11 protein-coding genes are annotated in these 14,073 nt (G+C 60.2%); 6 read left to right on the plus strand and 5 right to left on the minus strand.

Annotation, left to right across the window (positions count from 1 at the left end; all coding sequences use genetic code 11):
- The first annotated feature begins 6 nt into the window (after positions 1-6).
- The 6 genes from CKW17_RS16285 (at position 7) to CKW17_RS16310 (ending at position 7,540) form a co-directional block, all read left to right on the plus strand.
- Positions 7-2,130, plus strand: coding sequence for a TonB-dependent siderophore receptor (locus CKW17_RS16285; protein ID WP_095120611.1), 2,124 nt, complete (start codon positions 7-9; stop codon positions 2,128-2,130).
- A gap of 1 nt (position 2,131) precedes the next feature.
- Positions 2,132-3,064, plus strand: a complete 933-nt coding sequence (locus CKW17_RS16290) for an ABC transporter substrate-binding protein (RefSeq protein ID WP_095120612.1) — start codon at positions 2,132-2,134, stop codon at positions 3,062-3,064.
- On the plus strand, positions 3,061-4,965 hold the full coding sequence (locus tag CKW17_RS16295; RefSeq protein WP_095120613.1) for a response regulator: 1,905 nt from the start codon (positions 3,061-3,063) through the stop codon (positions 4,963-4,965). Before CKW17_RS16290 ends, CKW17_RS16295 begins: the two co-directional genes overlap by 4 nt.
- Positions 4,966-5,212: 247 nt before the next feature.
- Positions 5,213-5,728 carry a 3-hydroxyacyl-[acyl-carrier-protein] dehydratase FabA gene (fabA, locus tag CKW17_RS16300; protein ID WP_003227150.1) on the plus strand — a complete coding sequence of 172 codons (516 nt, stop codon included), beginning with the start codon at positions 5,213-5,215 and terminating at the stop codon, positions 5,726-5,728.
- An 11-nt stretch (positions 5,729-5,739) separates the two neighbouring features.
- Entirely contained in the window at positions 5,740-6,960 is a 1,221-nt protein-coding gene (gene fabB / locus CKW17_RS16305; RefSeq protein WP_034155815.1) for a beta-ketoacyl-ACP synthase I, read from the plus strand.
- A gap of 391 nt (positions 6,961-7,351) precedes the next feature.
- Complete coding sequence (locus tag CKW17_RS16310) at positions 7,352-7,540, plus strand: hypothetical protein (RefSeq protein WP_007917473.1); 189 nt, start codon at positions 7,352-7,354, stop codon at positions 7,538-7,540.
- 69 nt (positions 7,541-7,609) lie between these two features.
- On the opposite strand, the gene CKW17_RS16315 is transcribed toward CKW17_RS16310, so the two are convergent.
- From CKW17_RS16315 to cysM, 5 genes are all read right to left on the minus strand, one after another.
- Positions 7,610-8,152, minus strand: a complete 543-nt coding sequence (locus CKW17_RS16315) for a DUF2058 domain-containing protein (RefSeq protein WP_007917474.1) — start codon at positions 8,150-8,152, stop codon at positions 7,610-7,612.
- A 25-nt stretch (positions 8,153-8,177) separates the two neighbouring features.
- On the minus strand, positions 8,178-9,011 hold the full coding sequence (mazG, locus tag CKW17_RS16320) for a nucleoside triphosphate pyrophosphohydrolase (RefSeq protein ID WP_095120614.1): 834 nt from the start codon (positions 9,009-9,011) through the stop codon (positions 8,178-8,180).
- 126 nt (positions 9,012-9,137) lie between these two features.
- Positions 9,138-11,381, minus strand: coding sequence for a GTP diphosphokinase (gene relA / locus CKW17_RS16325; RefSeq protein ID WP_016987453.1), 2,244 nt, complete (start codon positions 11,379-11,381; stop codon positions 9,138-9,140).
- Between the two features lie 101 nt (positions 11,382-11,482).
- Positions 11,483-12,859: a 23S rRNA (uracil(1939)-C(5))-methyltransferase RlmD gene (rlmD, locus tag CKW17_RS16330; protein ID WP_095120615.1), complete on the minus strand. Its 1,377-nt coding sequence runs from the start codon at positions 12,857-12,859 to the stop codon at positions 11,483-11,485.
- Positions 12,859-13,761, minus strand: coding sequence for a cysteine synthase CysM (gene cysM / locus CKW17_RS16335; RefSeq protein WP_163004698.1), 903 nt, complete (start codon positions 13,759-13,761; stop codon positions 12,859-12,861). Before cysM ends, rlmD begins: the two co-directional genes overlap by 1 nt.
- Between the last annotated feature and the right edge of the window lie 312 nt (positions 13,762-14,073).

Consider the following 14,073-nt stretch of genomic DNA (forward strand, 5'->3'; position numbering starts at 1 on the left):
TGTGTCGTGTCTTTTGGCTCTGCGTCCCCGCGTTCGTCCATCTTACTGGCGCTGCTGTTCAGCCCGGTATTAATGGCGGACGACCTGTTCATGGACAACGAAGCACTGCCGCAGGTGCTGACGGCCACGCGCCTGAAGCAAACCCCGGCGGAAGTGCCAGGGAGCATGACCGTACTCGACAGCGAACTGATCAACGCCAGCGGTGCCCGCGACATCAGCGAACTGCTGCGCCTGGTGCCGGGGATGATGGTCGGCAACATCAGCGGCAATCAGGCGGCAGTCAATTACCACGGCACCAACGCCAGCGAAGCGCGGCGCATGCAAGTGCTGATCGACGGCCGTTCGGTGTACCGCGCCGGATTGTCCACGGTGGACTGGAGCGATATTCCGGTGGCCATGGAAGACATCGAACGCATCGAGGTTTTTCGCGGCCCGAACACCGTCAGTTATGGCGCCAACGCGCTGATGGCGGTGGTCAACATCATCACCCGCCACCCGGCGGACAGCCACGGCACGCGGTTGAAGTACACCCGTGGCCAGCGCGGCATCAATGATTTCTATGCCAGCCAGGGCACCGGCTGGAATGGCGGTGATTTGCGCCTGTCGTTATCCGGCCAGGAAGACGATGGCTTCGACAGCGATCGCAGCGGCGCCGATTACCGCGACAGCCGTCGCTTGAATCGCTTCAGTCTCGCGGTCAGCCACACCCTCAGCGATAACCAGAGCCTCGACTGGCAGGTCAACGCCAAGGATGGGACCAACCAGCGACCGTACACCTACCGCCCGGTGTTCTCCGGGATTACCGCCGCCGGAAACAATTCCGACGTGGTAGCCAAGGATTACGCCGGTTCGGTGCGCTGGAACCTCGACATCAATCCCGAACACAGCCTTTATATACAAGGTTCGGCGCAACACTGGGATCGCCAGCAAACCTGGCGCGCCTGCGATGCCGAGGTGTCATTCAGCCCCGAACTGACGCAACTGTGGCAACTCAACCCGAATTACACCGAACGCCTGGCGCGCAACATCACGCAGTTCACCGGCCCTGGCGCGGCGCCCGGCACGCCGCAGGAAATGGCCTTGGCCAATCAGGTGCTCGATCAGTGGCGCAACGGCGCCAGCCGAACCCTGTGCGGCGACATCGACCAGAGTGCCCGCGAATCGCGCTACGACCTCGAACTGCAGGACACCCTCAGCCTGTCCGACAGCCTGCGTCTGGTCAGCGGTATGAACTATCGTTACGACCGCGCCGACTCCGAGACCTTCTTCAATGGCACGCTGGACGACACCACGTGGCGCGCGTTCGGCCAACTGGAATGGCGTGCCACTGAACACTGGCTGTTGCAGGGCGGTGCGATGTTTGAAAACACGCAACTGATCGGCAGTTCGCTGACCCCGCGATTTGCCGTCAATTACCTGATCAACCCGCGTCACGGCTTGCGCGCGGTGTACTCGGAGGCGATCCGCTCGCCGGACATGTTCGAGAACAATGTCAACTGGAGCTATCAGGTCAGCAACCTGCACCCTTCCGCATACGGCCAGTCTTCGGCGCGCTACTTCGTCAAGACCCGCGGCCCGGGCGACCTCGACCAGGAACACATGCGCTCGCGCGAGCTGGGCTACAACGGCTATTTCGCCGAGCTCGGTCTGGCCCTCGACGTGAAGCTGTTCTACGACGAAATCACCGGGATGATCAGCGAGCCGCTGCGCAACAACCAATACATTGCGAGCAACGCCAACAGCTCACGCTTTCGTGGCACCGAAACCCAGCTCGACTGGCGCGTGAGCCTCGCCGACCGCTTGCGTTTCACCTACGCGTTCGTCGATGCCGAAGCGAGCAATCCGCTGGATCAGCAATTCACCTCGCGTAACAGCGGTTCGGCCGGCTGGCTGCGCGATTGGGGCCATGGCTGGAACAGCGCCCTCTTCTATTACGGCGACAACGCGCTCAATGGCTACCGTTTCGAACGGGTCGATACGCGTATCGCCAAACGCATTGCGCTGGGTAAAGCCCAGCTGCAACTGGCCGGCGTGCTGCAACAGCGTCTCGACCACGAGCCGACCACCTTCGTCGACAATAATTACGACGAGCGCCGAGTGATGTACTTCAGTGCCGAGCTGGAGTTCTAGGATGCGCTACGGGCCGTCACGGAAGCTGCCAACCTTTGGCCACTGGCTGGCCGGGGTGTGTCTATTTCTGACCGCATGGCTGCATGGCGTGGCGGTGCAGGCCGCCGATATTCTGTTGACCGGCGCCGAGGAAAGCCCCGGCGTGCAAGCGTTCGTCCAAGCGCTGAGCGAATTGCGCCCGACCGACAACGTGCGCTTCCAGCCACTGGCCAGTCTGCCGGCACCGGGCAAACTGCCCGCCAGTCTGCGGTTGATTCTGCTTGATCTACCGAGCCTCGACTGGCGTCTGCAAGAAACCCAGGGCCCGGCAACGCTGGTACTGCGCATCAGTCGTCTGCAGGCTCGCCAGCGCCTCGGCAACGCGCAACCAGCGCACCTGAGTCTGCTCTGGAGTGACCCGCCGCTGAGCCGCCAGTTACAGTTGATCCGGCGCATCCTGCCCCAAGCCCGAAGGATCGGCGTGCTGTTCGATGAGCACAGCGAATTCCTCCTCAAGGAGCTGAATCTCGCCGCCGCGCCGCTGAATCTGCAAATCGTCAGCGAGCGCTGGGAGAACACCCACGACAGCCGCCCTTTGCAAACCGTGCTGAAAAACAGCGACGTACTGCTGGGGCTCGACGATCCCGATCTGTACAACCCGAAAACCGCAAAAAACCTGCTGCTCAGCAGCTACTCACGGCAAGTCGCGCTGGTCGGCCCCAACGTTGCGTTCGTCCGCGCCGGCAGCCTGGCCAGCACGTACAGCGATCAGAACGACTGGCTGGCAATCCTCGATCAATTGCTCGATCAACCGCCGGCCAATTGGCCGCGGACGCTCTATCCCGCACGTTTTAAAGTCTCAAGTAATGCGCAGGTCGCTCGTTCACTCGGTATCGAACCGCTGAACGACGCATCTGTTGCCAGCGCACTGGCTGAAGGAGAACGCCGCCCATGAGTTTCCGTCGCCGTTGGGACATCAACACCCGCACCCAGCTGATCAGCCTCGGCCCGGCGCTGTTGCTGACCTTGCTGTTGATCAGCTTCTTCACCTTCGTGCGCATTCAGGATTTGCGTCAGGAGCTGAACCACACCGGCCAATTGATCGCCAACCAACTGGCGCCCGCCACCGAATACGGGGTGATTTCCGGCAATAACGAAGTGCTGGAAAGCCTGCTCAAAGCCACACTGGCCACGCCCAACGTGCGTTTTCTTGAAGTCCAGGACAGCGCCAACCGGATTCTGGTGTACGTCGAACAACCGGCGGCAGCCCACAGTCGTCCGCATCAGGTCGAAGTGTTTCAGGCACCGGTACGCCTGCAACGCATCGCCCTGCACAATGATTTCTTCCAGGACGGCAAGGTCAGCAATAGCGGAGCCGGCGAAGATTATCTGGGCCGGGTGATCGTCGGTCTGTCCAACGACGCGTTCAGCCAGCGCCAGCAGGAGATTCTGCTCAAGGCCGGGATTCTCGCGCTGTTCGCCCTGCTCTTCACCTTTGTCTTGGCACGACGCCTGGCCGGCAGTCTGTCGCAGCCGATTCGCGATATCGGCGATGCGGTCAAAGCGATTCAGGACGGCGACTACAAAACCCCGCTACCGATTGTTGATGACACCGAACTGGGCGCGCTGTCGCAGCACATCAACAACCTCGCCCAGGCGCTGGAACAGGCCAGCCGCGAGCAGCATCAAGCCATGGCGCAACTGATCCAGACCCGCGAAGAGGCGGAAAAGGCCAACAACGCCAAATCCGACTTTCTGGCGATGATGAGCCATGAACTGCGCACGCCCATGAATGGCGTGCTGGGCATGCTGCAATTGCTGGAAACCACCGAGATGACCGAGGAGCAGGTCGAGTACGCCGCCCTCGCCTCGGAGTCCACCGAGCACTTGCTGAAAGTCATCAACGATATTCTCGACTTCTCGCGCATCGAACGTTCGGAGCTGGAACTGGAGCACATCCCGTTCAACCTCGCCGAACTGATCGGCGCCTGCGCCCAGTCGTTCCAGCACAGCGCGGTGCAGCGAGGGCTGGCGCTGAATCTGCGCATCCCGGACGACATGCGCGGTTTGCAGGTGCAAGGCGATCCGACGCGGATCCGGCAGATTCTGGTCAATCTGGTCGGCAACGCGCTGAAGTTCACCGAACAGGGTCGGGTCAGCATCGAGGCGCAGTGGCAGTCGCTGGATCACGAACTGCTGTGGTTCACCTGTTCTGTGCGTGACAGCGGCATCGGTATTTCTTCTGAAAGTCTGGAGCTGATGTTCAACGCCTTCCAGCAGGCCGACAGTTCGATTTCACGGCGCTACGGCGGCACCGGCCTCGGTCTGCCGATTGCTCGTACATTGGCCGAGCGCATGGGCGGCACCTTGCGCGCGCAGAGCGAGGAAGGACGTGGTTCGGTGTTCACCCTGGAAATTCCGCTGGCCCTCTATAAGCAGGCGCTGCCGCCATTGGCCGCGCCGCGTGCACTGAACGGCAAAGAGCATGGTGAAGGGCGCAATGTCTTGCTGGTCGAAGACAATCCAGTGAACCAGACAGTTATCGAAGCGATGCTGCGCAGTCTGGGCTTTACTGTCAGTGTCGCCACCGATGGCGCACAAGCGGTACGCAGTGCCGAGGGCAGCGACTTTGAAGTGATTCTGATGGATTGCCGGTTGCCGGTCATCGATGGCTATGAGGCCACCCGGCAGATCCGTCGCCTGCCCGGACGCAGCGACGTGCCGATCATCGCGCTGACCGCCAACGCCTTGCAGGGTGACCGCGAAACCTGTCTGTCGGCGGGTATGAACGATTATCTGGCGAAGCCGTTCAAACGTAATGATCTGCAGCAGATTCTGCAGCGCTGGGTGTCGTAGTGTGGGCCTTTCGACCATCTGCGACTGGCGTGAAAAGCGAAAGTGCGGCAGTCTTAGGCACCCGAACGAGCCTCAAAAGGGGCTTGAATAAAAATTTCAGTGCACAAGTGTACATTCATGTCCTTGGTGCTGTGACTTTCACCACAACGCAATAGTCTATGAGTAGGCTGCCGGTTCGAGGCATGAACGCTTCGAACGGTCGGGAAGATTTGCCCCACCTGCCGCATGGGATTATTGAGGAGCTCGCATGACCAAACAAAACGCCTTTACTCGGGAAGATCTGCTGCGCTGCAGTCGCGGTGAGCTGTTCGGCCCAGGTAACGCGCAACTGCCCGCCCCGAACATGCTGATGGTCGATCGCATCACCCTGATCAGCGAAGAAGGTGGCAAGTACGGCAAAGGTGAATTGGTCGCCGAACTGGATATCAACCCTGACCTGTGGTTCTTCGCGTGCCACTTCGAAGGTGATCCGGTGATGCCGGGCTGCCTCGGTCTGGATGCCATGTGGCAACTGGTCGGTTTCTTCCTGGGCTGGCAAGGCCTGCCGGGCCGCGGCCGTGCGCTGGGTTCGGGCGAAGTGAAATTCTTCGGTCAGGTGCTGCCGACCGCCAAGAAAGTCACCTACAACATTCATATCAAACGCGTCCTCAAGGGCAAGCTGAACCTGGCCATTGCCGATGGTTCGGTGACTGTCGACGGTCGCGAAATCTACACCGCCGAAGGCCTTCGCGTCGGCGTGTTCACCTCCACTGACAACTTCTAAGGGTTATTCGCATGCGCCGCGTCGTTATCACTGGTCTGGGCATTGTTTCGTGCCTGGGCAATGACAAAGAGACCGTCTCCGCTAACCTGCGTGCAAGCCGCCCTGGCATCCGGTTCAACCCGGAATATGCCGAAATGGGTCTGCGTAGCCAGGTTTCCGGCTCCATCGACCTCAACCTTGAAGAGCTGATCGATCGCAAGATCTATCGCTTCGTCGGCCACGCAGCGGCTTACGCCTACCTGGCCATGAAAGACGCCATTGCTGACTCCGGCCTGACCGAAGAGCAAGTGTCCAACCCGCGTACCGGCCTGGTGGCTGGTTCCGGTGGTGCTTCCACACTGAACCAGATGGAAGCGCTGGACATCCTGCGCGAGAAAGGCGTGAAGCGCGTTGGCCCGTACCGCGTAACGCGGACCATGAGCAGCACCGTTTCCGCTTGCCTGGCCACGCCGTTCAAGATCAAGGGCCTGAACTACTCCATCGCTTCTGCCTGCGCTACCAGTGCTCACTGCATCGGTACCGCCATGGAACAGATCCAGATGGGCAAGCAGGACATCGTTTTCGCCGGTGGCGGTGAAGAAGAGCACTGGAGCCAATCGTTCCTGTTCGACGCGATGGGCGCGCTGTCCAGCAAGCGTAACGACACCCCGGAACAGGCTTCCCGTGCCTACGACGCCGACCGTGACGGTTTCGTCATCGCTGGCGGTGGCGGCATGGTCGTGGTTGAAGAGCTGGAACACGCTCTGGCCCGTGGTGCCAAGATCTACGCGGAAATCGTTGGCTACGGTGCGACCTCCGACGGCTACGACATGGTTGCCCCGAGTGGCGAAGGCGCGATCCGCTGCATGCAGATGGCGATGTCCACCGTTGATACTCCGATCGACTACCTGAACACCCACGGCACCTCGACTCCGGTCGGCGACGTTGCGGAAATGAAAGGTGTGCGTGAAGTGTTCGGCGACAAGGCACCGGCGATCAGCTCGACCAAGAGCCTGTCCGGTCACTCCCTGGGCGCTGCCGGCGTTCACGAAGCGATCTACTGCATGCTGATGATGGAAGGCAACTTCATTGCCGGTTCCGCCAACATCGACGAGCTGGACCCTGAAGTGGCCGATCTGCCGGTGCTGACCAAGACCCGCGAGAACGCCACCATCAACACCGTGATGAGCAACAGCTTCGGCTTCGGCGGCACCAACGCCACGCTGGTACTGAAGCGCTGGGAAGGCAAGTAATTCCCCGCTGCTGAGCCACACATGAAAACGCCCCGACTGGTTCGGGGCGTTTTTTTTCGCCTGCAGAAAACTCATGGCCGACAAAAATCCCCTGTGTAGGAGCTGCCGAAGGCTGCGATCTTTTGACTTTGATTTTTAAAAGACAAGATCAAAAGATCGCAGCCTTCGGCAGCTCCTACACAAAGGTTCGCATGGGTCTGGAGATGAAACTTCTGTCATGAAACTTACCGCCCTGCGACCGAATGTCGCGGATTACGCGGGCTGCAGAACTGTTGCAAAAAACGCAATAACACCTTGCACAAATCAGCCGTTTACTTAGCAGGCTAACAAATTCTATAACAGAGTCCTGCACACGCCTTGCTGCAGATAACTTGAGATTTGGAGCTAGCAGATGACTGTAAAAGTAACTGAACGCGACGATTCACACATGTCCCACGAAGGCGTAGCCGCCGGTATCCGCATCTGGGATGTGCATCAACAAGACTTGCTGGTCGGCATGTTCCACAACGAGATCGATGCCCACAACTACAAGGCCGAACTGGAAGTACAAGAACAGCAGCGGGATCTGAAATCCGCCTGATTCACCACAGCATTGAAAACGACAAACCCCGCCATGAGCGGGGTTTGTCGTTGTTACAGCTTTATCGATTTACCACATCAGGTCATCAGGGATCTGATATGCCGCGTACGGATCGTCCTCGGTGCTGACCTCTTCGGTCTGCACGTTGAGCTGGACGATGCGCTGCGGGTCGCGCTCCTGGATCTTCAGGGCCGCTTCACGCGGGATCACTTCGTAGCCGCCGCCATGGTGGACGATCGCCAGCGAACCGCTGCTGAGCTTGTTGCGCATCAGCGTGTTGACCGAGATGCGCTTGACCTTCTTGTCGTCGACGAAGTTGTAGTAGTCCTCGGTGGTCAGCTTCGGCAGACGCGAGACTTCAATCAGTTGCTTGACCTGCGCCGCACGCGCCTTGGCCTCGGCTTTCTCTTTCTGCTGACGGTTCAGTTCCTGGTCGCGTTTGACCTTTTCGGCCATGGCTTCCTGAGCTGCACGTTGCTGCGAGTCATCCAGCTCGATCTGGCCTTTGTGGGCCAGACGCTGCTGCTTCTGCTTGTCCTTGCTGACCTGCTTGGCCTGCTTTTGGTTGACCAGGCCTGCTTTGAGCAACTGGTCGCGAAGGGAAATACTCATGGGACTTACTCACTTGGGCAGTTGCTCAGCCGCAGCCGGGCACATTCTTTTCCTGACGTTTGGCTTCACCCCACAGGGCGTCCAACTCTTCGAGGGTGCAATCTTCTATGGGACGGTGGGTGTCGCGCAATGCCTGTTCGATAAATCGGAAACGTCTTTCGAACTTGCCGTTGGCGCCACGCAGCGCAGTTTCCGGGTCGACCTTCAGATGCCGGGCCAGATTGACCACGGAAAACAGCAGATCGCCGATCTCGTCAGCCACGGCGACGGGATCGTTTTCCGACATGGCTTCGAGGACTTCATCGAGTTCTTCGCGCACCTTGTCGAGCACCGGCAAGGCATCCGGCCAGTCGAAACCGACTTGCCCTGCGCGTTTCTGCAACTTTGCCGAACGCGACAAGGCCGGCAGCGTTGCCGGCACATCGTCGAGCAGTGACAGCTGCTCGGGCGCGGCGGATTTCTCGGCGCGCTCTTCGGCCTTGATCTCTTCCCAGCGCAGCTTGACCTGTTCTTCGCTCAAGCGCGGCACATCCAGCGGCGCGTAGAGATCACCGGTGGGGAACACGTGGGGATGACGACGGATCAGTTTGCGGGTGATGCTGTCGATCACGCCGGCGAATTCGAAGCGCCCTTCTTCCTTGGCCAACTGGCTGTAATACACCACCTGGAACAGCAGATCGCCCAACTCGCCCTGTAGATGATCGAAGTCGCCACGTTCGATGGCGTCGGCCACTTCGTAAGCTTCTTCGAGGGTGTGCGGAACGATGGTCGCGTAGGTTTGCTTGATGTCCCACGGGCAACCGTACTGCGGATCGCGCAGACGGCTCATGAGGTGGAGCAGGTCTTCAAGGCTGTACATCATATTTCTGTCTCACCACAAAACCCTGTAGGAGTGAGCCTGCTCGCGATCGCGGTGTATCAGTCACCATTGATGCTGACTGACACTCCCTCATCGCGAGCAGGCTCACTCCTACATTGGTCATCTTCACGGGGTGCGGTTACGCCGCGTTTCGATGATGTTCGGCAACTGCGAAATCCGCCCGAGCAACCGGCCCAGTGCATCCAGCCCCGGGATCTCGATGGTCAGCGACATCAACGCGGTGTTGTCCTCTTTGTTCGAGCGGGTGTTGACCGCCAGCACGTTGATGCGCTCGTTGAGCAGCACCTGCGAGACGTCGCGCAGCAAACCGGAACGGTCGTAGGCGCGGATGACGATGTCCACCGGATAGGTGAGCACCGGCACCGGGCCCCAGCTGACCTGGATGATCCGCTCTGGCTCGCGCCCGCCCAGTTGCAGCACCGAGGCACAGTCCTGACGGTGAATGCTTACGCCACGACCCTGAGTGATATAGCCAACGATCGCATCGCCCGGCAGCGGCTGGCAGCAGCCGGCCATCTGCGTCATCAGGTTGCCGACGCCCTGGATCTGAATATCGCCGCGCTTGCCCGGTTTGTAGCCGGTGGCTTTGCGCGGAATCAGCTCCAGTTGCTCGTTGCCACGTTCCGGCTCGACCAGTTGCTGCGCGAGGTTGACCAGTTGCGCCAGACGCAGGTCGCCAGCACCGAGGGCGGCGAACATGTCTTCGGCGGTTTTCATGTTGGCCTTGTCGGCCAGCTTGTCGAAATCCACCGCGGGCAGGCCGAGGCGCGTCAGTTCGCGTTCGATCAGGGTTTTACCGGCGGCAACGTTCTGGTCGCGCGCCTGCAATTTGAACCAGTGGACGATCTTCGCCCGCGCTCGCGAGGTGGTGACGTAACCGAGGTTGGAGTTCAGCCAGTCGCGGCTCGGTGTACCGTGCTTGCTGGTAATGATCTCGACCTGCTCACCGGTCTGCAGGCTGTAGTTGAGCGGCACGATGCGCCCGTTGATCTTCGCGCCACGGCAGTTGTGACCGATTTCGGTGTGCACGCGGTAAGCGAAGTCCAGCGGCGTCGCGCCTTTCGGCAAGTCGATGGCGTGACCGTCGGGAGTGAAGATGTAGACCCGATCCGGCTCGATATCGACGCGCAGCTGTTCCGCCAGACCACCGATGTCGCCCAGTTCTTCATGCCACTCGAGGACCTGACGCAGCCAGGAAATTTTCTCTTCGTAGTGGTTCGAACCGGATTTGACGTCAGTGCCCTTGTAGCGCCAGTGCGCGCAGACGCCGAGTTCGGCTTCTTCGTGCATCGAGTGCGTACGGATCTGCACCTCAAGCACTTTACCCTCAGGGCCGATCACCGCGGTGTGCAGCGAGCGGTAGCCGTTCTCTTTCGGGTTGGCGATGTAGTCGTCGAATTCTTTCGGGATGTGCCGCCACAAGGTGTGCACGATGCCCAGCGCGGTGTAGCAGTCGCGCATTTCCGGCACCAGCACGCGTACGGCGCGCACGTCGTAGATCTGGCTGAATTCCAGACCCTTGCGCTGCATTTTGCGCCAGATCGAATAGATGTGTTTGGCCCGGCCGCTGATGTCGGCGTCGACGCCGGTGGCCTGCAATTCGTCCTTGAGCTGGGTCATCACGTCGGCGATGAAACGCTCGCGATCAAGCCGTCGCTCGTGGAGCAACTTGGCAATCTGCTTGTATTGATCTGGCTCGAGATAACGGAAGGACAGATCCTCCAGCTCCCATTTGATATGACCGATGCCGAGACGGTGCGCGAGCGGCGCATAGATGTCGAACACTTCCCGAGCGACGCGGTTGCGTTTTTCGTCATCGGCGGTTTTCACCGCACGGATCGCGCAGGTACGTTCAGCCAGTTTGATCAGCGCGACGCGAACGTCGTCGACCATCGCCACGAGCATCTTGCGCAGGTTCTCCACCTGCCCTTGCGTGCCCATGACCATCGACTGACGCGGACTGAGACTGGCGCTGATGGCCGCCATGCGCTGCACGCCGTCGATCAGCTTGGCCACCACCGGGCCAAAGCGCTGGCCGATCGCCGCGAGTTCGATCTGGCCTTCGCGCACGCCGCGATACAGGACCGCCGCGACCAGCGAATCCTGATCGAGCTTGAGGTCGGCGAGAATCTCGGCGATTTCCAGGCCCGTACTGAAACTGCCGGAGCCTTCGGCCCACAGATTCTTCTTGGCATTGGACTGTTGTTCGGCCTCGCGAGCGAACTCGCAGGCTTCTTTCAAGGCTTCGCGATCCAGTGCCAGATCGACACTGACCGCGTGATCGAGCCAAGCCTCGAGATTGATACTGCCGTCAGTGTTGATCGGCTGGTGTGCTCTCACCTGTACCATCTTGCTTTACCTTCCCTACGACGCAGATTCAATGCGTCAAATCGCTGATCCTTGTTGCCCGTCTGCGCTCGCGGGGCTGATGCGAGCGCTGCGCGGACAGATCAGACGGATTCAGACGAGCCATCCTGGCTCGCTTCAAATAACGCCATGGCCTCGACATGTGCCGTCTGAGGAAACATATCGAGAATCCCGGCACGTTTTAACCGGTAGCCCTGCTTGATCAATTCGACCGTGTCGCGCGCCAGAGTTGCAGGGTTGCACGACACATACACCAACCGTTTGGCACCCAGGGTCGCCAGCTTGCGAACCACCTCGAAAGCACCGTCACGCGGTGGGTCCAAGAGTACCGCAGAAAAGCCGTTTCCGATCCACTGGGCATCGGTCAAAGGCTGGGATAAATCGGCTTGAAAAAACTTTGTGTTATGCAAATTGTTACTGGCCGCGTTGGCTTCAGCACGATCGACCATGGTCTGCACGCCTTCAACTGCCACCACTTCGCGCACGGCTTTGGCCAGCGGCAAGGCGAAGTTGCCCAGGCCGCAGAACAGATCGAGCACGCGCTCGTCGCGACCCGGCTTCAGCCAGTCCAGCGCCTGTGCAACCATCGCTTCGTTGACACCGGCATTGACCTGAATGAAGTCACCCGGCCGATACGCCAGATCCAGATCCCACTGCTCCAGGCGATAACCCAGCGACTGGGTCGCATCGACCGGTTGCGGCTCACCTTCGCCATGCAACCACAATTGCGCTTCATGGAACTGGCAGAAGTCCTTGAGGATGGTCAGATCCGCTTCGGACAACGGCGCCATGTGCCGCAGCAACACCGCCAGAGACGAGCCGCTGAACAATTCGACATGGCCCAGCGCCTGCGGTTTGCTCAAACGACGAAGCATCTCCGGCAAACGGGTCATGATCGGTTGCAAGGGCTGTACCAGCACCGGGCATTCGCTGATCGCGACGATGTCCTGACTGCCAGCGGCACGAAAACCGACTTCGAGTTTCTTCGCCTTCATGTCCCAGCGCACGGCGATGCGGGCGCGACGGCGATAGCCGAATTCGGGGCCGGTCAGCGGTGCTGCCCACTGTTCAGGTTCGACACCGGCCACACGCGACAATTGCTCGGCGAGCATGCGCTGTTTCAGGGCAAGCTGTTCGCTGTGGGGCAAATGCTGCACGCTGCAACCGCCGCAACGGCCGGCGTGTTGACACGGTGCCGGGCGACGTAATTCGCTGGCCTTGAACACGCGCTCGGTGCGCGCCTCGACCACTTTGCCATGGGCGCCGAGCACCCGCGCTTCGACCTCTTCACCGGCAAGGGCGCCGAGGACGAACCAGGTTTTGCCTTCGAAAAACGCGATACCGCGACCGTCATTGGCCAGGCGCTCGATGCTCAAGCGCTGCTTTTTACCGGTCGGAATTTGCGCAGCCTTGCTGCCGCCCGTGGGCTGGAAGCGCAGGCCTCTCTCGTGCTTGGCCATCAGTTGGGCGCGTCGAAAATGCCGGTCGACAGATAACGGTCGCCACGGTCACAGATGATCGCGACGATCACCGCGTTTTCAACTTCTTTGGACAGGCGCAGCATCGCTGCCACCGCACCGCCCGAGGACACGCCGCAGAAGATACCTTCTTCGCGGGCCAGACGCCGGGTGACGTCCTCGGCTTCGCTTTGCGCCATGTCGACGATGCGATCAACGCGATCGGCCTGATAAATCTTCGGCAGGTATTCCTGCGGCCAGCGGCGGATACCCGGAATGGCCGAGCCTTCCATCGGCTGGAGACCGACGATCTGCACGCTGTCGCTCTGTTCTTTCAAGTAGCGCGAAACGCCCATGATGGTGCCGGTGGTGCCCATCGAACTGACGAAATGGGTGATGGAGCCCTGGGTCTGACGCCAGATTTCCGGGCCGGTGGTGGTGTAGTGCGCTTCAGGATTGTCGCCGTTGGCGAACTGATCGAGCACCTTGCCACGGCCCTCGGCTTCCATACGCTGGGCGAGATCGCGGGCGCCTTCCATGCCCTCTTCCTGGCTGACCAGAATCAGCTCGGCACCGTACGCGGTCATCGCCGCTTTACGCTCGGCGCTGGAGTTGTCCGGCATGATCAGGATCATCTTGTAACCCTTGATCGCAGCGGCCATGGCCAGCGCGATCCCGGTGTTGCCCGAGGTCGCTTCGATCAGCGTATCGCCGGCGTGGATCTGCCCGCGCAACTCGGCACGAGTGATCATCGACAGCGCCGGACGATCCTTGACCGAACCCGCCGGGTTGTTCCCTTCGAGCTTGAGCAATAGGGTGTTGCTGGTGGCACCGGGCAGGCGCTGCAAACGCACCAGCGGAGTGTTGCCGACGCAATCGGCGATGGTTGGGTACTGCAGGGTCATGGCGTATTCGCAATCCAGACGTGCGGGGGCGCCTATCATACCGGCAAACCCGCGCAGGCCATATCACGCAAAGTGCGGTGCTTATGGTTTATGGGAATAAGGGATTGAAAGTCGCACCAGTGGTGCGACTTTTGCGGTGGGTCATCTTAATTGGCGGTGATGCGTGTGGCCTCTTCGCGAGCAGGCTCGCTTGTATGGTAGGACTTGAAGGGAGGAGGAGGGACAAGGCTCGATTCTGACTGTTGACGCAGTACAGACCGTGGGAGATTTCGCCCCTCCTCCTTTCACCCAAGCGCCGATAAAGAATGCATC

It is taken from the genome of Pseudomonas sp. Irchel s3f10 (assembly GCF_900187515.1).
GTDB lineage: Bacteria > Pseudomonadota > Gammaproteobacteria > Pseudomonadales > Pseudomonadaceae > Aquipseudomonas > Aquipseudomonas tensinigenes.

Coding starts and splice junctions, on each gene's coding strand:
- cysM (WP_163004698.1), bottom strand. CDS start 13,761: ATGACCCTGCAGTACCCAACCATCGCCGATTGCGTCGGCAACACTCCG.
- CKW17_RS16290 (WP_095120612.1), top strand. CDS start 2,132: ATGCGCTACGGGCCGTCACGGAAGCTGCCAACCTTTGGCCACTGGCTG.
- mazG (WP_095120614.1), bottom strand. CDS start 9,011: ATGTACAGCCTTGAAGACCTGCTCCACCTCATGAGCCGTCTGCGCGAT.
- CKW17_RS16310 (WP_007917473.1), top strand. CDS start 7,352: ATGACTGTAAAAGTAACTGAACGCGACGATTCACACATGTCCCACGAA.
- CKW17_RS16315 (WP_007917474.1), bottom strand. CDS start 8,152: ATGAGTATTTCCCTTCGCGACCAGTTGCTCAAAGCAGGCCTGGTCAAC.
- fabB (WP_034155815.1), top strand. CDS start 5,740: ATGCGCCGCGTCGTTATCACTGGTCTGGGCATTGTTTCGTGCCTGGGC.
- CKW17_RS16295 (WP_095120613.1), top strand. CDS start 3,061: ATGAGTTTCCGTCGCCGTTGGGACATCAACACCCGCACCCAGCTGATC.
- relA (WP_016987453.1), bottom strand. CDS start 11,381: ATGGTACAGGTGAGAGCACACCAGCCGATCAACACTGACGGCAGTATC.
- fabA (WP_003227150.1), top strand. CDS start 5,213: ATGACCAAACAAAACGCCTTTACTCGGGAAGATCTGCTGCGCTGCAGT.
- rlmD (WP_095120615.1), bottom strand. CDS start 12,859: ATGGCCAAGCACGAGAGAGGCCTGCGCTTCCAGCCCACGGGCGGCAGC.